A 17,146-nucleotide genomic window follows, 5' to 3' on the forward strand; every position below is an offset into this window, starting at 1 on the left:
GGGCGAAGCAAGTTGGTTCGTAGGTAGAGTCCGGCGTTAAATCAGGGCCATCTCCACCGTTCGGGCTGAGCCTGTCGAAGCCCTGTCCTTCTTCTCCACGCTGAAGAAGGGCAGCCCTTCGACAAGCTCAGGGCGAACGGATTTTGTTTCACAAACGACACGCTAGAGCGCGAAGATCTTGCCCGGATTGAACAGGTCCTTGGGGTCCAGCGCCCGCTTGATCATGCGCATCATGTCGACCGCGTCGCCCAGTTCCGCGACCAGCCATTCCTGCTTGCCGATGCCGATGCCATGTTCGCCGGTGCACGTGCCGTCCATCGCCAGCGCGCGCTCGACCAGCCGGGCGTTGATCGTTTCCACCTCCGCCATTTCCTCCGGCGCGTTGGGATCGATGGAAAAGACGACATGGAAATTGCCGTCGCCGACATGGCCCAGGATCGTTGCGGGGATGGTGGACTTGTCGAGGTCCGCCTTCGTCTCTGTAATGCATTGGGCGAGGCGGCTGATCGGCACGCATACGTCCGTCGCCCAGCCGATCGCGCCGGAGCGCAGGTTGACGGCGGCATAATAGGCCTCATGCCGGGCCTTCCACAATTTCGAGCGTTCTTCGGGCAGGTTCGACCAGCGAAATTCACCGCCGCCGTTCATGTCGGCGATGTCCTTCACTGTTCGAACCTGCTCCTCCACATAGGATTGCGACCCGTGGAATTCGAAAAACAAGGTGGTGAGTTCTGGATAGTCGAGCTTGGACCAGCGGTTGCAGGCCCGCATCTGCAGGTCGTCAAGAATCTCGACGCGAGCGAGCGGAATGCCGATCTGGATCGACTGCACCACTGTATCGACCGCGCCCTCCAGCGTGTCGAAGCTGCAGACGGCGGCCGAGATCGCCTCCGGTATGCCGTGCAGGCGCAGGGTGATTTCCGTGATGATGCCGAGCGTCCCCTCGCTGCCGATCATCAGGCGGGTGAGGTCGTAACCGGCTGCGGACTTGCGCGCGCGGCGGCTGGTGCGGATGTCGCGCCCGTCCGGCGTCACCACGCGCAGGGACAGGATCGCGTCGCGCATCGTGCCGTAACGCACGGCGTTGGTGCCCGATGCGCGGGTGGAGGCCATGCCGCCGATCGTGGCGTTCGCGCCGGGATCGATCGGGAAAAACAGGCCGACATCGCGCAGATGTTCGTTCAGTTGTTCCCGGCGGACCCCCGCCTGCACCGTGCAGTCGAAATCCTCCGCATTGACCGACAGGATCGCGTCCATCTGGCTGAGGTCGATGGTGATGCCGCCGCGCACGGGGATGGTGTTCCCCTCAATCGAGGTGCCAGCGCCGAAGGGGATCAGCGGCACCTCCGCCGCGACGCAGAGCTTCACCAGCGCAACGACCTCCTCGGTCGAGTGCGGATAGGCGACGGCGTCGGGCAGGGCAGGTTCGAAATGCGTTTCGCTCGCCCCGTGCTGCGCACGGATCGCCTCGCCAAGCTGGAGCCGGTCGCCAAGGAGGGCGCGCACATCGTCGAGAAACCCGTCCGGCAGCGGCTTGCGCGGTTGCGGCTGATGATGGGCGGACATCGGCCTAGAACCGGAAGCTGGCGCGGACGCCGTAGCGGCGCAGATCGCCTATGATGCCCAGGTCGGACGCGGGCAGGCCGGCGAGGGCGAGCGTCGTCCGCTCGATATAGCTTTCATAATATTTCTTGTTGAACAGGTTGTTGCCGAACACGGCGAACTCCATCCCGCCCGCCGTGGCGAAGGTGATCGACCCGTTGACCACCGTATAGCCCTTCAGGAAGGTCGGCGTCGTCTGGTTGAGCGTGGCGGCGAGGCGCTTGCCCTTGCCGTTCAGGCTGGCGTTGAAGGTGATCTTGTTGTCGCCCAGCGGCACGACATAATCCGTGCTGACATTATACATCCAGTCGGGCTGGAAAGTCAGATGATCGCTCGACAGGGTGCGGCCGGTGACCGCCGTATATTCCGAAGAGTCGGTCAGGCGGGCGTGCATATAGGTGAGACCGGCCGAGACCGACCACTGGCTGGTCGGGCGGACCAGCGCCTCCAGCTCCGCGCCATAGCTTTCGACGCTGCCGGCGTTGAGGTCGACCGTGACGAGGCCCGCAGGCACCGCAGGCGCGATCGAGTTCAGGCCGATATAATGTTTATAATCGCTGTAGAAGATGTCGCCCGACAGATTGAAGGTGGGCGAGGCATATTTGGTGCCGATCTCATAGGTCCAGGCGGAATCGCCCTGATAGGTGCGCAGCGGCGCGTTGGGAGCGTTGAAGCCGCCGCCGCGATAGCCGCGCGCGACCGAGGCGTAGCTCATCAACTCGCGGTTCCAATGGCGGGTGATGGACAGGCGCGGCTCCACCTCGTTCGACTTGATGGCCGCGGGCGGAATGGCGAAGCCCGCGACGGTGCCGGTCGCCTTGCGATCCTCATGATCGTACCGCAGGCCGAGCGCGACTTCCCAGTCCGGGTTCGGTTTCCAGAATATGGTGCCGAAGGTGGCATAGGTGTCGCCGACGCGGCGGTCGATCTGGCGGACCGAGCGGTTCAGGAGCAGGATGTTGGTCAGCGCATTGGCGTCGAACGTCTCGCGGCTGTAGAACAGGCCGAACAGAGTGGAGAGCGTGTCGCTGAGCGTGGTGTCGAAGCGCAGCTCGACCGTCTTGGTGCGCAGCCGGTCCGTACCGCTCAGCCGCACGGCGTCCAGCGGGCCGAAGTCGCCATCCGAATTGGGCGAATTGGTGTCGCGCGCGTCATAGGCGGCGAGCAAAGTCACCTTGGTATTGATGGCATCGATCGGCGCTTCGATCCGGCCGTTGACGCCGCGATATTTGTAGGTGGTCGTGCCGGTCGTGTTGAACTGATTGGTGCGCTGGTAGTCGGTCGGGCCAGTGACGCGGGCATAGGGCGTGTTGTGGCCCTTCACCCAGTCATAATAGCCGTTCACGGCGACGACGACATCATTGCCCGGCGTGAAGCGCAGCGTGCCGCTGACCGAATCCGTGTTGAAGCTGTTCGATTTGCCGCCAGCGACGATATTGTTGATGAAGCCCTGCTGCTGGCGATGCGATGCGCCGATGCGGATCGCCAGTCTGTCCTGCACGATGGGCGCGGACACGGAGCCGGAGACCAGCCAGCTATCGTCCGGTCCGGCATAGCTTGCCTGGCCGCGCGCCTCAAAATCATTGCCGGGCTGGCGGGTGATGACGTTGATCGCGCCGCCCAGCGTATTCTTGCCGTAGAGCGTGCCCTGCGGTCCGCGCAGCACCTCGATCCGCTCGACGTCGAGCAGCGGGTTGTTGAGATAGGCGGTGTTGGGGCGGTAGATGCCGTCGATGAACAGGCCGACGCCCGGCTGCACCGTCTGCACCAGCGTCACGCCGACGCCGCGAATGGAGACGAAGGCGCGGCCCGCTCCGTCGCTGGAGATGTTGAGGCCCGGCGTCAGCACGGCGGCCTCACGCACCGAATTGATGTTGCGCTTCGCCAGCGTGTCGCCGGACACGGCCGACACGGCGATCGGCACATCGAGCAGACTTTCCTGCCGCTTGCGGGCGGTGACGACGATCTCGTCGGCGGACGCTTCCTCTCCGGCCGGGGCGCTCTGGGCCACGGCGGCGAAGGGCATCGCACTCACGAACGCAGCGCTGGCGACGAGCAAAGTCTTGAAATTCATACATCCTCCCAGGAGCATATCGCGTCCGCTTGCATCGGATCGCCGCTCAACTCTCGTACCCGCCAGCGCGGACCATGCCGGACTGGTCAGGGAGGAACCTATATGACAGGTCAAACCTATCCGAAAGGTGAAAAGGGTCCGAACCGGTGTGCAGTTCGGCGCGATCAGTTGGCCGATCGGGCGAGAGCCTGCCGCGCAAGGGCCAGCGTACCGAATGGTCCGGCGTCCGCGCCAAGGGCGGGATGCGCCAGATAATCGTCCATCCTGTCCGCAATCTGCGCGGCGGCGGAGTAACCGTTCAGGCTCTCGATCAGGCGGGCGCGGATCATCGGCAGCATCTGCGGCTGGCCCATCGCCACGCCGCCGCCCATCAGGATTCGCTCCGGCAGGCTGGTGAAAACGAGGCCGTGGCACAGGATCGCCAGCGCATCGGCGGCGAAGGCCCATGCGGGATGGTCGCCGGGAATATCGCGGCCGCGCATCCCGGCGCGCGCCTCTATTGACGGGCCGTTCGCCAGACCTTCGACGCAATCGCCGTGGAAGGGGCAGGTGCCGGGAAAGCTGTCGCCCGGCACGCGGGAGACGCGGACATGCCCCGCCTCCGAATGGCCAAGGCCCCGGAGCGGCTGGCCCGCGACGATGCTGCCGACGCCGATGCCGGTACCGACGGTGATATAGGCCCAGCTCGTCAGCCCCTGCGCGCCGCCCCACAGACCCTCGGCCAGCGCCGCGCCGTTGACGTCCGTGTCGATGGCGATCGGGCGGCCGGAGGCAAGGCCAAGCAGGGGCGTGCCCTGCCAGCCGGGCTTGGGCGTGTTGGTGATAAAGCCGTAGGTGGGCGAGGCGGGATCAAGATCGACCGGACCGAAGCTGCCGATGCCGAGCGCGACATGGTTCCAGCGCGCCAGCACATCGGCGATGGCGGCCAGCGTCGCGTCCGGCGCTTCGGTCGGCAGTTCCACCCGCTCGTGCACATCCTGCGGCCCCGCGCCCAGGATGCAGATGATCTTTGTGCCGCCAAGCTCCACGCCCGCCAGCAGCGGGGTCTGACCATCGCTCATGTCACCAGCAGGTGTAACCGCCGTCTGCAAGCACTATGCTCCCTGTCATCAGGCTGGCGGCATCGGAAGCGAGGAAAGCGACGACCGACGCCACTTCCTCCACCTCGCCCAGCCGCGCCATCGGCGTGGAATCGATCCAGCGGCGATACATCGCCCCTTCCTTGTCCGCAAATTCGTTGAGCGGCGTGCGGATATAGGTCGGCGCGACCGCATTGACGCGCACGCCACGGTTCGCCCATTCGGCGGCCAATGAACGGGTAAGCTGATGCACCGCCGCTTTCGACGCGTTGTAGTAACTCTGTTCCTGCGGCCGGTTGACGATGAAGCCGCTCATCGATCCGACATTGACGATGCTGCCCCGGCCCGCCGCCAGCATGTACCGTCCAAAGGCTCGCGCGCACCAGAAAGTGCCGTTGAGGTTTACGTCGATGACGTTGAGCCAATGTTCGTCGGCGACCGTCTCGGCCGGGGTTTCGCTGCGGGCGATGCCGGCATTGTTCACGAGGATATCGATCGCGCCGAGTTGGTCTGCGACTTGGGTAACGCGGGCGGAATCGGTGACGTCCATGACGGCGCCGTCCACGGCATAGCCCTTCGCTGCCATCTGCCGTTTCGCGGCGTCGATCGTCGCGGGGTTCAGGTCCGCGATGGTCACATGCGCGCCAAGCTCCGCGAGCGCCTCGACACAGGCAAGGCCGATGCCGCTCGCGCCGCCAGTAACCAGTGCGGTGCGGCCGGTGAGCTTGAGGCGGTTCAGGTACATAAAACGGTCCTTATGACTTGCATTCGTCTGCGCCATTCAGATCAACGCGTGCTCCTGCGAAGGCAGGAGCCCAGTTTAGACGGCGGGACTGGGCTCCTACTTTCGCAGGAGCACGTTTCGTGTTCGGTTGATCAAGGCGAACTCCCAAAGAGGCTTCGACAGGCTCAGCCCGAACGGCGTGAATTACGGTAGGAAGGGCGCCGCCGGCATGACCGGCTCCTGCAATGCTTCGCCGCGTTCGAGCTGGTAGACAGTGCGCTGGTCCCGCGTGAACTCCGCCCAGGGGAGCGCGCCGGTCCGGGCATAGTCGACCCATATGCGGTGAACCCGGTCGGCCAGGCCCTGCGGCGGGTTTTCGCCGACTAATCCTTCCGGCCCGGTCACGCTGGCCAGCGTGTCGAATATGAAGGGCAATTCCATCGCATGACATGCGCCAAGCTGTCCGCCGTAGCGCGGCGAACGCCATTCCAGCTCATACATATGCGTGCGGCCCCGATGCTCCTCCGCAAAGCGGCGGGCGGGCCAGCGGAACACAAGATCATGCAGTGCGCGGGTGAAGGCATGGCCGGGCTTCATGCCCTTTGCCCCCATGCCATAGGCTTTCAACACCTTGCGCGCCTGGGGCTGGGATCGATGGATCACATATGTTGCGAGCAGGCGGCCAATTTTCTCCTTCACGCCGGTCGGCACGAAATAGAGATTCATTTCCTCCGCATTGGTGCCGATCAGCAGGTCGACATCCGCGCCCGCGCCGTCCGCCAGTGCGGCAAGGGGTTTGACCGGCAGCACATCGTCGCCATGCACCGGCACGAAGCGGCTGATGCCGAACACCGGCTCCCGCCCGTCCGCGTCGCGCAGGTCGATTCGGGCGGTGGGCGCGGAAACCTTCTCCAGCGCGTCCAGCATGTCACCGGGTGCGATGCTGCCGAACCCGGCAAGGTCGGGCGTAACCTTCAGCCGCTTCGCCAGCTTGCGCACCAGCCGCTGCGCCACATCGATGTCGCGGGTCATGCCGCCGTGACCGCTTTGCACGATGGCCCGGCGGAACAGCCCCTTGGCCAGCGGCGACGCCACCAGATTGGCGACCGACATGGCCCCGGCGGATTCGCCAAAGACGGTGACGTTGGCCGGGTCTCCGCCAAAGGCGGCGGCATTTCGCTGCACCCATTCCAGTGCAGCAATCTGGTCGCGCAGGCCCAGATTGGTGGGGATGCCGGGAATGGGCAGGAACCCCTCCGTCCCCAGCCGGTAATTGATCGCGATGCATAGTATGCCGTCGCGGGCGAAGGCCGATCCGTCCTGAACCGCTGCATCCTTGCTGCCCAGCACGAAGCCGCCGCCATGGATGAACACCATCACCGGCGCGCCGCTGGTCTCTGCCGCCGGACGCCAGACATTGAGCGTCAGATAGTCGTCGCCCGCTTGCCAGCCGCCGCCGACCAACGGAATAACGTCGAGGCCGGGCACGCCCCTGATCTTCTGCGGCGCGTTGGGGCCGGGAGTGGTGGCGTCGCGCACCTCCGCCCATGCGGCGGGCGGTTGCGGCTTTGCAAATCGCAGCGGACCGGCCGGCGGCGCGGCATAGGGGATGCCGAGGAAGCGGGTGACGCTTCCCCCGGTCGTGCCGCGCACCGGACCAGCGGTCGTTTGCGCAAGGGCTTCAGGCATTCCAGCTCCAGACTCAGTTTTGCCGATGATAGGCGGCGCGGGGCACCCGCGCGATGCCGTTGGCTTTGCATCCCGGCTCTCCATCGTTGCCGGAAGGAGCAGGTGCAGGGGCAGGGACAGGGGCGAGGTCAGGGACGAGCGCGGAGACCGGCAATCAAATGTAACAGGCGGGACGGGAACGCGCGTGGCGGGAAGCCGTTCGGTCAGGATCGAAGGAGACACTCTATGCGCCCCATTTCATCCAAGCTTGTCCTGATAACCGTGATCGCGGGCTCCGCCCTGGCCCTTAGCGCCTGTTCGCGCGGGGCGACGCGCGGCGGCCTGATCGGCGGCGCGGGCGGCGCGGTCGTCGGGAGCGCGACCGGCCTTGGCACCACCGAAGGCGCGATCATCGGCGGTACCGCCGGGGCGATCATCGGCGACAATGACGGCAAGAAAAAGCGCCGTCCGCGCGACTGATTCCTCTCTGCCGGGGACAGCGCGCTAACCGTTGCTTAACCATGGTTTCGCTAAAGATCGTCCATCATCCAGAGGACGAGCGATCATGGATTATCTGCAGGACGCGCTGTTTCATGTGAGCCAGAATATCCACCGGCAGCTCCTGCTCAATCCGGGGCAGGCGGCCGCCCCCGCGCAGCCGATCAGCGCGCTGATTGACCGGGTGGAGGCAATGCGCCGCCGCCGCGAACCGGGCCAGGGACAGGGCGTGCTTGACCTGCGCACGCTGCGCCAGGCCATGGCGCCCTCGCGCGACGTTCAATAGCTGGTTCAGTAATTTCCGGGCGGATCGCTGGCCGGAAAGGATTCGTCCGATTGCTCGTCGACCAGATCCCAGTCCTTGGGGTCTATCCCTTCCTGATATTCCGGCCCGGCGTCGCGGATCGACGGATAGGGCTTCGGCTCCTCCGCCATCTCGCTCACCTTGTTGAGCAGGCGGAACAGGTAGGCCGAGAACAGCCCGATCGCCCCTAATTTCAGCAGACCCTTCATAATGTCTCCCCCGATGGCATGATGTCCCGCAGTCTGAGAAGTCCGCAGCGACCTTATCGTTCCGTTACGCCATCCGGCAATGGTCAGTGCTGGGGCCAGTCCTGTGATCAGTCCTGGCCGCGGGCATATGGCTCCAGAAACGGCTCCAGCGCGGCCAGAAGCGCGGCGGGCTTCTCCTCCGGCACGAAATGCCCGCATTCGGGAACCACCGCGGATGTCAGGTCGTCCGCCATCGTCGCGATTTCCTGCGCGATCAGGTCGCCGCACGCCCAGGCCCCCGCGAAAGTCAGCACCGGCATCGGCCATTTCCCCCGCGCGACATGCGCCTTGTTCTGGGGAATGGTGAGGTCAAGGTCGCGATAATATTCGAAACTGCTGCGCAGATTGGCCGGATCGCGCATCAACTGGATGTAGAATTGCCGGGCATGGGCGGGAACGGCGTCCGGCGAGGCCGCCTTCGACGCGAATTGATGGCCGAAATAAATCTCCTCCCGGCCCGACACCAGCTTCTCATTCACCTCCCGCGCGCGGTTGAAATTCTTATGCCACAGAAAATCGCTGATCTGCCTGTCGTCACTGACCAGCGGCGGGGACGGGGATACGCCCGGAACCATCGCCTCGCCGATCGCCAGCCGGACGATGCGCTCCGGCTTCAGCGAGGCCATGGCGAAGGCGGTCCATTCGCCAATGTCATGGCCGACCATGGCGAAACGCGTATGCCCCAGGACATCCATCAGCGCGAACATGTCGCCAGCCATCGTATCGCCGTCATAGCCATGATCCGGATTGTCGGAGAGGCCGGACCCGCGCGGGTCGGGGACGATCAGCGTGAAGTTGCGGGCCAGCGCCGGCATCAGTGCGTGCCACGCATACCAGCATTCCGGCCAGCCGGCGAGCAGCAGCAGCGGCGGGCCGTCCCCGCCTATCACCACATGCAGGCGGACGTCCCCCGCCCTTATGCGATAGCTTTCGAACATGTCGGTGAAGCCCGCGGGCAGTTCCGGCGCGTCATGCACCGACCCGAACCCGGAAATCCTTTCTCCGGCCAATAGCGCGCTGGTCATAATGATGGCCTTTCCTCTATCCGCATGTGGTCACACCATGTGCATAAGTGTATCCAGAATACAGGTCGAGAGGAATTGCCGGACTGCCCGCGCATCGTGTGCCTGGCGTGCTGGCGAAGGCAAATTCGCCACCCATAAGTTGACGATATGCCGGTGATTGTGGCACTGGCGCGAACGCATTGGAGCAAAGCGGCGGCAGATGATCTGCAATTTTCCGATTTCTTCAATGTTCAGAATGGTTTGCGGGTATAGCTCAATGGTAGAGCACTAGCCTTCCAAGCTTGTGATGCGGGTTCGATCCCCGCTACCCGCTCCAGACTTTTCGCAAACATTCCGGGATTTGATGGCCGCGTCCCCAATCCCTGCAGGAATCCCGTCATCCGCCAGGTCGCCGCCCTTCCCTATACAACCGATGCCGATGGCGTGATGCAGGTCATGCTCATCACGTCGCGCGGCACCGGGCGCTGGGTGATTCCCAAGGGCAACCGGATCAAGGGGCTGGCCGCGCATCGCGCCGCCGAGGTCGAGGCGTTTGAGGAGGCGGGGATCAAGGGCGTCGCCTGCCCAGCGCCGCTCGGCCGCTACGCTTATGCCAAGACGCGGCGGGACGGGGAAACGCGCCGGGCGACGGTGGACGTCTATCCGCTGGCCGTTACCGGGCAAGTGGCGGACTGGCCGGAGCGTGGCGAACGGGAATTGCGCTGGTTCTCCGTTCCCGATGCGGCCCAGGCAGTGGCCGAACCGGACCTGAAATCGATCATTGCGGCTTTTCGCGAACCCCCTAAAGAACCCGGTATATTCCTGCGCGCGGTGCTGTGGCTGCGCGAGAGGTCTGGAGAGAGGATACCCATGCTGCGCTGGTTTCAGGCCCTGATGCCCAAGCAGGGAAATTTCTTCGAACAGTTTGAGGAGCATGCCGGAACGCTGGTCGCCGGTGCGGACGCGCTCAGCCGTCTGCTGAAGGGCGGGCCGGACATGGCCGACCGGATTCGCGAGATCAGCGACCGGGAGCATGAAGCGGACGACATCATCCGCGCGGTGCTGCAGGATGTGCGCCGCATCTTCGTGACGCCGTTCGACCGCAGCGCGATCACCGGCCTGATCGGCGTCATGGACGACGCCATCGACCAGATGAACCAGACGGCGAAGGCCGTGGAACTGTACGAGCTGACCAGCTTCACGCCGCAGATGCAGGATATGAGCGCCATCATCGTCGAAGCGGCGCGGATCACGGCGGAGGCGATGCCGCTGCTGCGCTCGATCAGCATCAACGGTCCCCGCCTGCACGATCTGACGGAGCGGCTGGTCAAGCTGGAGGGCCATGCGGACGAGATTCACGAGGCCGGGCTGAAGGCGCTGTTCCAGTCGGCGCGCAAGGGCAATCCGATGGACTTCATTGTCGGCAATGAAATCTACAGCCATCTGGAAAAAGTGACCGACCGGTTTGAGGATGTCGCCAACGAGATCCAGGGTCTCGTGATCGACCACGCCTGATCGCGCCCGGCCGATGGACGCGCACATCGCCTTTCCCCTGCTCGTCGCGCTGATCGGCGTGGCGTTGCTGTTCGATTTCCTGAACGGCCTGCACGACGCGGCCAATTCGATTGCGACCATCGTGTCGACCCGCGTGCTGAAACCGCAGTTCGCCGTCGCCTGGGCCGCTTTCTTCAACTTCATCGCCTTCCTGTTCTTCGGCCTGCATGTCGCGGAGACGGTGGGCAAGGGCATTGTCGAGGCGAACGTCATCGACGCGCAGGTGATTTTCGGCGCGCTGATGGGGGCGATAAGCTGGAACGTCATCACCTGGGTTTTGGGCATCCCGTCAAGCAGCAGTCATGCGCTGATTGGCGGCCTGCTGGGGGCGGGCACTGCCAAGGCCGGGCTGTCGGCGGTGGTGTGGAGCGGCGTGTTCAAGACCAGCGCGGCGATCGTGATGTCGCCGGCCATCGGCCTGTTCCTGGCGCTGATGCTGGTGCTGCTCATCTCCTGGCTGTTCGTGCGATTCACGCCGCAGCGGGCCGACCAGTGGTTCCGCAAGCTGCAGCTTGTGTCGGCTTCGCTCTATTCGCTCGGCCATGGCGGCAATGACGCGCAAAAGACGATGGGGATCATCGCCGTGTTGCTCTATTCGCAAGGGATATTGCAGGGGGGCTTTCATGTGCCGCTCTGGGTGGTGCTGTCCTGTCAGGCGGCGATGGCGCTGGGCACGATGATGGGCGGATGGAAGATCGTCCATACCATGGGATCAAAGATCACCCGGCTGACCCCGGCGCAGGGCTTCTGCGCGGAAACCGGCGGCGCGATCACCCTGTTCATGGCGACGCATCTGGGCGTGCCGGTGTCGACGACGCACACGATCACCGGGGCCATTGTGGGCGTCGGCGCATCGCGGCGGCTGTCCGCGGTGCGGTGGAACGTCGCATCCAACATCATCGTCGCCTGGGTGGTGACGCTGCCCGCGGCGGCGGCGATCGGGGCGGGATTCTATGCGTTGGCGGGGCTGTTTTAGAGCAGGGTAGTTCGGGCTGTGTGCTGCTAAAGATGATGTGCTCCTGCGAAAGCAGGAGCCCGGGCCCACGCTCCGAACTGGACTCCTGCTTTCGCAGGAGCACGCCCTGAAGAAGGGCAAGGCTTCGACAGGCTCAGCCCGAACGGACTGTTGAGAGCCAGGTAATTACCCCCCAAACCCCTCCGGCGTGGCCCAGTCGGGGTGGCAAATCGCGATCACCTTGAACAACTCGCCCATCTGTGCGGCCGACGTCAGCCGGTCCCGCGCCTGCTCCAGTTCCGCCGCCCGTTCCGGCGATCCGCGCGACAGAGAAGCGGCCCGCGCATCGATGCCGAGCGCCGTCAGGAACGCGCCCTGACCCACCGGGCCATGCACGCGCAGGCCCGCCTGCCGTGCGACATTGCCGATCATGGTAAAGTCGACATGGGCGGTGAGGTCGCTGTCCCCGACATGGGTGAAGGGGTCGGTCATCTGGTGCCCGCGCACCGCCTGCAGCGTGTCGCCGACCGCTGGCCCCTCATAGCCATAATCGATGATGATCGCGCATCCGCCCTGCCGCGCGATGCGCTGCGCCAGCTCCAGCGCGACCGTGGCGGAGGCGGGGGAGGTTTCCACGATAGACCCGGCCGGCGCGTTGCGCAGAGCCTCCGGCACGGCGGATTCCATCGGGCGGTATCCGGGCATGGGGATGAAGCTTTCGCCGGGTTCGCCTAGGCCACCGATCACCACCCGTTCCCGCCAGCCCTGTTCCGTCCGCTCGACCTGACGGACCGGAAGCGCGTCGAAAAATTCGTTGGCGACGGCCAGCAGCGGGCCGGTCGTGGGCACATCGGCCAGATCGTCGTGGAATATCACATGGGGCAGGGCGGCCTTCTGCCGGTCGCGCAGGGTGGGGCTGGTCTCGACGAAATGGACCTTGGGCGCGAGCGCCGCCGACGCCATCGCCCGCAACGCATCGACGGCCAGCGTGCCGCGCCCCGGCCCCAGCTCCAGATAGAGGGGATCGCCCTTCCGCCCGGTCCGCATCCAGACATCGGCGAGGCACAGGCCCACCAGTTCCCCGAACATCTGGCTGATTTCCGGCGCGGTGATGAAATCGCCCGCCGCGCCCAGCGGATCGCGGCCCGCATAATAATGGGCGTTCGCCTCGCCCATGAAATGCGCGATGGAGATTGGCCCGCCCGCCTCGATCTGCCGGGCCAGCCGCTGGCCCAGCGTCATCTGGTCAGGAGACACTCGCGCTTCCGGCGGTGGGCTCCACGCGGACTCGCCGGCCCTTCGCCGTGGCGATCAGGTAGAGGCCGCCCACGATCATCGGCAGGGTCAGCCACTGGCCCATGTGCAGGCCGGTGCGGTGCGCGAATTCCAGCAACTGCACGTCCGCCTCGCGGAAGAATTCCACGCTGAACCGGGCAAGGCCGTAACCGAGCAGGAAGATGCCGACCAGCTTGCCGGGCTGATAGCGCGCCTTGGTTTTCCAGAAGGCGAACCAGAGGATGAGGAACAGCAGCAGCCCCTCCAGCACAGCTTCGTAAAGCTGGCTGGGGTGGCGGGCGAAGGGGCCGCCGGTCGGAAAGACCATCGCCCAGGGCACATCGGTTTCCTTGCCCCACAATTCGCCGTTCACGAAATTGGCGAGGCGGCCGAAGAACAGGCCGAAGGGCACGCAGCAGGCGACATAATCATGCACGCGCAGCCAGCTCAGCCCCTCCTTGCGGGCGAGATAGAGGATGCCGAGCGACACGCCGATCACGCCGCCATGGAAGGACATGCCGCCATTCCACAGTTTGAAGATGTCGAGCGGATGCTGGAGGATTTCCGGCTGGTAGAACAGCACATAGGCCAGCCGCCCACCGATGATGATGCCCAGCGTCGCATAGAAGATCATGTCGTCGGCATGGCGGCGCGCCATCGGCGCGCCCGGCTGGCGGATCAGCTTCAGCAGATACCAGTAGCCGATCAATATGCCCGCCAGATAGGCGAGGCTGTACCATTTCAGCGTGAAGAAGCCGAGGTCGAGCGCGACCGGGCTGAGGCCCAGATCCTCGAAGCGGATGTGCGAAGCGGCGGCGGCCGCAATGGTCAGGATCAAGGCGTTTCCTCGCTATTTTGCGCCTGCATAAAGGAAGTGCCGGGCGATACCAAGCGGCTTTCAGACGTCGGTTTCGCGCAGGCTCGCCGCAGTGGCGGAGGGCATGCGGACGCCGGCGCGGCCGCGCCGCGCCAGTTCCGCCTTCAACGCTTCCGGCCGGGGCGCGACCAGAAAGCCGAAGCTGACCGTGCCCTCTTTGGTTTCGACGGCGTGGTGCAGGCGATGGGCCTGGACGATGCGCTTCATATATCGGGACCGCGCGACATAGCGATGCGGCACCCGCTGATGCACGATGATGTCGTGGAAGCCCAGATAGATCGCACCATAGGCCGCGACGCCAGCGCCCACCGCCGTCGCCCAGCCGCCCCAGCCAAGCTGCACCCCGCCCAGCAGGAGCAGGAAGGATGGCGTGGCGAAGATCACAAAATACAGGTCGTTCAATTCCCAGAAGCCAGTGCGCGGCCGGTGGTGGCTGGCGTGCAGCACCCAGCCCGGCCCATGCATCACCCAGCGATGCATGACATAGGCAAACCCCTCCATCGCCATGACGGTGGCAAGGAAGATCAGGGCGAGCAGGGGAAAGGACATGGGGGTGGTATAGCGATGATGGAGAGGGGAGGGAACCGGATGGTTTTGATGGCGGTTGGCGAGCGATAGTGGTTGTTGAACCCTTCTCTCGAAGGCGGGAGAAGGATATGCAGCCTTGAGAGCGCAGCGGACTGGGCGCAGTTGGATGAGAGCAAGCGAAGCGAAGGCCCGCGCCTCTAGTAAAACCCTCACCCAACCCTCTCCCGTAAACGGGAGAGGGCTAAAAGCTGTCGTCCAAAATCCACCCGTCTGCGCTGGAATGACGAAAGGGGAGGTGCTCTCCGGCTAGTTCGGGGCCTGAAAAATCCTCCCCTGCAAGGGGAGGGGGACCAGCGAAGCTGGTGGAGGGGTGGCGCGCTATCGTGAGGGCGGCACCCCTCCGTCATTCCGGCGGAATGCCACCTCCCCTCAAAGGGGAGGATTAAAAAAGCGGCAGTCCGCCTCTCCCGTTCCGTCATCCCGCACCTGATGCGGGCTCCATTGGCTCCACGCCGGCATGACTGCACAGAAGCTTGCGCTCATGGATCCCGGATCAAGTCCGGGATGACGGCAGCTATTCGCGATGGCGCTAGCGTATTGCGGCGATGATGTCGGGACTGTCAGGATTTCCGTGTGTGGGCGGGCGGTTAAACATTACGCCGCCATGGCCTTGATGAAGCGTTCGCCGAACAGGACGGCGAACTGGGCCTTGGCCATGGACCACTCACGCGGCGGCATTTTCCACTCTTTCTCGGATCTGTTCAAGATCAGATAGAGCAACTTGGTCGCGGCCTCGTCGTTGGGAAAGTGTCCTCTGGCTCTGACCGCCCGCCGGAGCTGGGCATTCAGGGCCTCAATGGCATTCGTGGTGTAGACGATCCTGCGGACCTCGTCGGGGAAGGCGAAGAAGGGAATAACTTCACTCCACGCCCGCCGCCAGCTCTGGCCGATTGCAGGGTAGCGCCGCCCCCATTCGCTGTCCTCGAAGGCCGTGAGTGCTTCCTCGGCGGCCTTGGCGTCGACGGCGCGGTAAATGCCCTTCAGTGCCGTGGCCAGCGGCTTGCGGTCCTTCCAGGAGACGAAGTCCATTGAGTTGCGCAGCAGATGGACGATGCACGTTTGGACCACGGCTTCTGGGAACACGGCGGTGATTGCGTCAGGGAAGCCCTTGAGGCCATCGACAACGGCCAGCATGATGTCCTCGACGCCACGGTTCTTCAGCTCGTTCATGACGCGCAGCCAGAATTTGGCGCCTTCGTTCTGCTCGATCCACAGGCCCAGAACGACCTTGGTGCCATCGGCCAGCACACCCAGCGCGATGTGGATCGCCTTGTTGCGGACCATGCCCTCATCGCGGATCTTGACCCGAATGGCGTCGAAGAAAACCAGCGGATAGGCCGGATCGAGCGGGCGGGCCTGCCAGGCGGCGACCTCCTCGAGCACGGCGTCGGTGACGGTCGATATGAGGTCCGGCGAAACGTCGATGCCGTATAGCTCGCGCAGATGCCCGGTGATCTCCCGCGTGCTCATGCCGCGCGCGTACATCGACACGATCTTGTCGTCGAAGCCGGGGAACCGGCGCTGGTACTTGGCGATCAGTTGCGGATCAAAGCTGCCCTGCCGATCGCGGGGTACCTCGATCTCGATCTTGCCGGTGTCCGTGACCACCGTCTTGCGGCCATAGCCATTACGGTTGTTGCCGGCCTGGTCGCCGTGCCCAAGATGATGATCCATCTCAGCATTGAGGGCGCGTTCGGCCAGCGCCTTCTTCAGCGAATCCAGAAGGCCACCCTGCTGAAGGGCTGCCGTGGCATCGCCGCCAGCCAGAAGTTGATCCAGTAAATCAGCCGGAATTACCGGCTCCTTGCGTCGGGACATAGTGGGACTCCTTCTTGCCCATTATGCCCGCCCACACACGGAAATCCTGACAGTCCCATGATGTCCGCCACGCACCCTTTTCGCCTCGCCATGTCAGAAGATGATGCGCCGCCGGGCCTGATGTCCCGGCCTCCGCTGGCGTGACGGCAAAAAGCAGAGGTTTCGCTTTCCACCCAATCCCCCGCGCCGATCCTCCCCGTGCGGGCGGCAAATGGGCTATGGCTTCAACAAGCGCCTCTTGAACAGCGCCTTGATCAGCCTGTCTTCCAGGATGCGCCCGGCGACATAGAGCGTGGCGAAGATCGCCGCAAAGACATAGGCGGGCGTCGGGGAAGGCTTCTCGTCCTTCTCCTTCTCTTTATCCTTGTCTTTGCCTTTTCCCTTTCCCTTTTCGCCCTTCTTCTTGTCCTCGTCGTCTTTCTTGGGCTTTTCGGGTGCGGGCGCGCCCAGGGCCTTGTCGATCCAATGCTGCGGCAGTTCCGCTTTCTTCTTGTCTTCCTTCTTCGCCTTTTCCGCCGCTTCAGTCGACGGCTTCTGGAACTGGCCCACGGCGATGGTCAGTTGCGCAAAGCCCAGAAACAGCAGCGGCGCGAGAAAGCAGTAAAGCAATGCCCGGCTGGTCAAGTCATAACGCAGCACAGACCCGGCCGCGCCCTTTTCGATCCGCAGCACGCCATCGTCGAAAATGGACATCTTGTCCTGCGCCGCCTGATCCTTCTTGTTGAAGGTCAGCGCGTCGCCCGTCCGTTCGTGGCTGGTATTGGGCTGACGGAACAGGGGATCGAGCCGGTCAAAGGCGTCATCGCTCGATTGCCCGGGGGCAAGCGCCAGGCTGCCCCGGATATGCCAGATCCAGTCGATGAAGCGCAGGCTCACAT

16 protein-coding genes and 1 tRNA gene are annotated in these 17,146 nt (G+C 64.4%); 5 read left to right on the plus strand and 12 right to left on the minus strand.

Features of this window, described 5'->3' with window-relative positions; all coding sequences use genetic code 11:
• Window positions 1-162 precede the first annotated feature (162 nt).
• From KFK14_RS03340 to KFK14_RS03360, 5 genes are all read right to left on the minus strand, one after another.
• On the minus strand, window positions 163-1,566 hold the full coding sequence (locus KFK14_RS03340) for an FAD-binding oxidoreductase (RefSeq protein ID WP_212609871.1): 1,404 nt from the start codon (window positions 1,564-1,566) through the stop codon (window positions 163-165).
• 4 nt (window positions 1,567-1,570) lie between these two features.
• Entirely contained in the window at window positions 1,571-3,676 is a 2,106-nt protein-coding gene (locus KFK14_RS03345) for a TonB-dependent receptor (protein ID WP_212609872.1), read from the minus strand.
• Between the two features lie 164 nt (window positions 3,677-3,840).
• Complete coding sequence (locus KFK14_RS03350) at window positions 3,841-4,737, minus strand: ROK family protein (RefSeq protein ID WP_246524844.1); 897 nt, start codon at window positions 4,735-4,737, stop codon at window positions 3,841-3,843.
• 1 nt (window position 4,738) lies between these two features.
• On the minus strand, window positions 4,739-5,500 hold the full coding sequence (locus tag KFK14_RS03355; RefSeq protein WP_212609873.1) for an SDR family NAD(P)-dependent oxidoreductase: 762 nt from the start codon (window positions 5,498-5,500) through the stop codon (window positions 4,739-4,741).
• 183 nt (window positions 5,501-5,683) lie between these two features.
• Window positions 5,684-7,168 (minus strand): carboxylesterase/lipase family protein, encoded by a 1,485-nt coding sequence (locus KFK14_RS03360; RefSeq protein ID WP_212609874.1) that lies wholly within the window; start codon window positions 7,166-7,168, stop codon window positions 5,684-5,686.
• A gap of 225 nt (window positions 7,169-7,393) precedes the next feature.
• Between KFK14_RS03360 and KFK14_RS03365 the strand changes: the two genes are divergently transcribed.
• Window positions 7,394-7,627, plus strand: a complete 234-nt coding sequence (locus KFK14_RS03365) for a hypothetical protein (RefSeq protein WP_070156764.1) — start codon at window positions 7,394-7,396, stop codon at window positions 7,625-7,627.
• An 85-nt stretch (window positions 7,628-7,712) separates the two neighbouring features.
• The gene (locus KFK14_RS03370; protein ID WP_212609875.1) at window positions 7,713-7,931 is read left to right on the plus strand and encodes a hypothetical protein; all 219 of its coding nucleotides are present in this window, start codon (window positions 7,713-7,715) and stop codon (window positions 7,929-7,931) included.
• Between the two features lie 5 nt (window positions 7,932-7,936).
• On the opposite strand, the gene KFK14_RS03375 is transcribed toward KFK14_RS03370, so the two are convergent.
• Window positions 7,937-8,158, minus strand: a complete 222-nt coding sequence (locus KFK14_RS03375) for a hypothetical protein (protein WP_212609876.1) — start codon at window positions 8,156-8,158, stop codon at window positions 7,937-7,939.
• A gap of 107 nt (window positions 8,159-8,265) precedes the next feature.
• Entirely contained in the window at window positions 8,266-9,222 is a 957-nt protein-coding gene (locus KFK14_RS03380; RefSeq protein ID WP_212609877.1) for an alpha/beta fold hydrolase, read from the minus strand.
• Between the two features lie 242 nt (window positions 9,223-9,464).
• Between KFK14_RS03380 and KFK14_RS03385 the strand changes: the two genes are divergently transcribed.
• The 3 genes from KFK14_RS03385 (at window position 9,465) to KFK14_RS03395 (ending at window position 11,731) form a co-directional block, all read left to right on the plus strand.
• Window positions 9,465-9,538, plus strand: a tRNA-Gly gene (locus KFK14_RS03385).
• A 62-nt stretch (window positions 9,539-9,600) separates the two neighbouring features.
• Window positions 9,601-10,716: a DUF47 family protein gene (locus tag KFK14_RS03390; protein WP_212611017.1), complete on the plus strand. Its 1,116-nt coding sequence runs from the start codon at window positions 9,601-9,603 to the stop codon at window positions 10,714-10,716.
• Window positions 10,717-10,729: 13 nt separating this feature from the next.
• Window positions 10,730-11,731 (plus strand): inorganic phosphate transporter, encoded by a 1,002-nt coding sequence (locus KFK14_RS03395; RefSeq protein ID WP_212609878.1) that lies wholly within the window; start codon window positions 10,730-10,732, stop codon window positions 11,729-11,731.
• A gap of 165 nt (window positions 11,732-11,896) precedes the next feature.
• Here the strand turns inward: KFK14_RS03395 and KFK14_RS03400 are convergent, their stop codons facing one another.
• The 5 genes from KFK14_RS03400 to KFK14_RS03420 all read right to left on the minus strand — a co-directional run bounded on the left by KFK14_RS03400 (window position 11,897) and on the right by KFK14_RS03420 (window position 17,144).
• Entirely contained in the window at window positions 11,897-12,952 is a 1,056-nt protein-coding gene (locus KFK14_RS03400; RefSeq protein ID WP_212611018.1) for a class I SAM-dependent methyltransferase, read from the minus strand.
• A 4-nt stretch (window positions 12,953-12,956) separates the two neighbouring features.
• On the minus strand, window positions 12,957-13,823 hold the full coding sequence (gene lgt, locus KFK14_RS03405) for a prolipoprotein diacylglyceryl transferase (RefSeq protein ID WP_212609879.1): 867 nt from the start codon (window positions 13,821-13,823) through the stop codon (window positions 12,957-12,959).
• A 60-nt stretch (window positions 13,824-13,883) separates the two neighbouring features.
• A complete protein-coding gene (locus KFK14_RS03410; protein WP_212609880.1) occupies window positions 13,884-14,411 on the minus strand; it encodes a sterol desaturase family protein in 528 nt (175 codons plus the stop codon).
• A 633-nt stretch (window positions 14,412-15,044) separates the two neighbouring features.
• Complete coding sequence (locus tag KFK14_RS03415; protein WP_066768497.1) at window positions 15,045-16,268, minus strand: IS256 family transposase; 1,224 nt, start codon at window positions 16,266-16,268, stop codon at window positions 15,045-15,047.
• A gap of 216 nt (window positions 16,269-16,484) precedes the next feature.
• Window positions 16,485-17,144 (minus strand): hypothetical protein, encoded by a 660-nt coding sequence (locus tag KFK14_RS03420; protein ID WP_212609881.1) that lies wholly within the window; start codon window positions 17,142-17,144, stop codon window positions 16,485-16,487.
• Window positions 17,145-17,146: the final 2 nt, after the last annotated feature.

The sequence above is a fragment of the Sphingobium phenoxybenzoativorans genome, assembly GCF_018286635.1.
In the GTDB taxonomy this organism is placed as follows: domain Bacteria; phylum Pseudomonadota; class Alphaproteobacteria; order Sphingomonadales; family Sphingomonadaceae; genus Sphingobium; species Sphingobium phenoxybenzoativorans.

Coding starts and splice junctions, on each gene's coding strand:
- KFK14_RS03340 (WP_212609871.1), bottom strand. CDS start 1,566: ATGTCCGCCCATCATCAGCCGCAACCGCGCAAGCCGCTGCCGGACGGG.
- KFK14_RS03345 (WP_212609872.1), bottom strand. CDS start 3,676: ATGAATTTCAAGACTTTGCTCGTCGCCAGCGCTGCGTTCGTGAGTGCG.
- KFK14_RS03350 (WP_246524844.1), bottom strand. CDS start 4,737: ATGAGCGATGGTCAGACCCCGCTGCTGGCGGGCGTGGAGCTTGGCGGC.
- KFK14_RS03355 (WP_212609873.1), bottom strand. CDS start 5,500: ATGTACCTGAACCGCCTCAAGCTCACCGGCCGCACCGCACTGGTTACT.
- KFK14_RS03360 (WP_212609874.1), bottom strand. CDS start 7,168: ATGCCTGAAGCCCTTGCGCAAACGACCGCTGGTCCGGTGCGCGGCACG.
- KFK14_RS03365 (WP_070156764.1), top strand. CDS start 7,394: ATGCGCCCCATTTCATCCAAGCTTGTCCTGATAACCGTGATCGCGGGC.
- KFK14_RS03370 (WP_212609875.1), top strand. CDS start 7,713: ATGGATTATCTGCAGGACGCGCTGTTTCATGTGAGCCAGAATATCCAC.
- KFK14_RS03375 (WP_212609876.1), bottom strand. CDS start 8,158: ATGAAGGGTCTGCTGAAATTAGGGGCGATCGGGCTGTTCTCGGCCTAC.
- KFK14_RS03380 (WP_212609877.1), bottom strand. CDS start 9,222: ATGACCAGCGCGCTATTGGCCGGAGAAAGGATTTCCGGGTTCGGGTCG.
- KFK14_RS03395 (WP_212609878.1), top strand. CDS start 10,730: ATGGACGCGCACATCGCCTTTCCCCTGCTCGTCGCGCTGATCGGCGTG.
- KFK14_RS03400 (WP_212611018.1), bottom strand. CDS start 12,952: ATGACGCTGGGCCAGCGGCTGGCCCGGCAGATCGAGGCGGGCGGGCCA.
- KFK14_RS03410 (WP_212609880.1), bottom strand. CDS start 14,411: ATGTCCTTTCCCCTGCTCGCCCTGATCTTCCTTGCCACCGTCATGGCG.
- KFK14_RS03415 (WP_066768497.1), bottom strand. CDS start 16,268: ATGTCCCGACGCAAGGAGCCGGTAATTCCGGCTGATTTACTGGATCAA.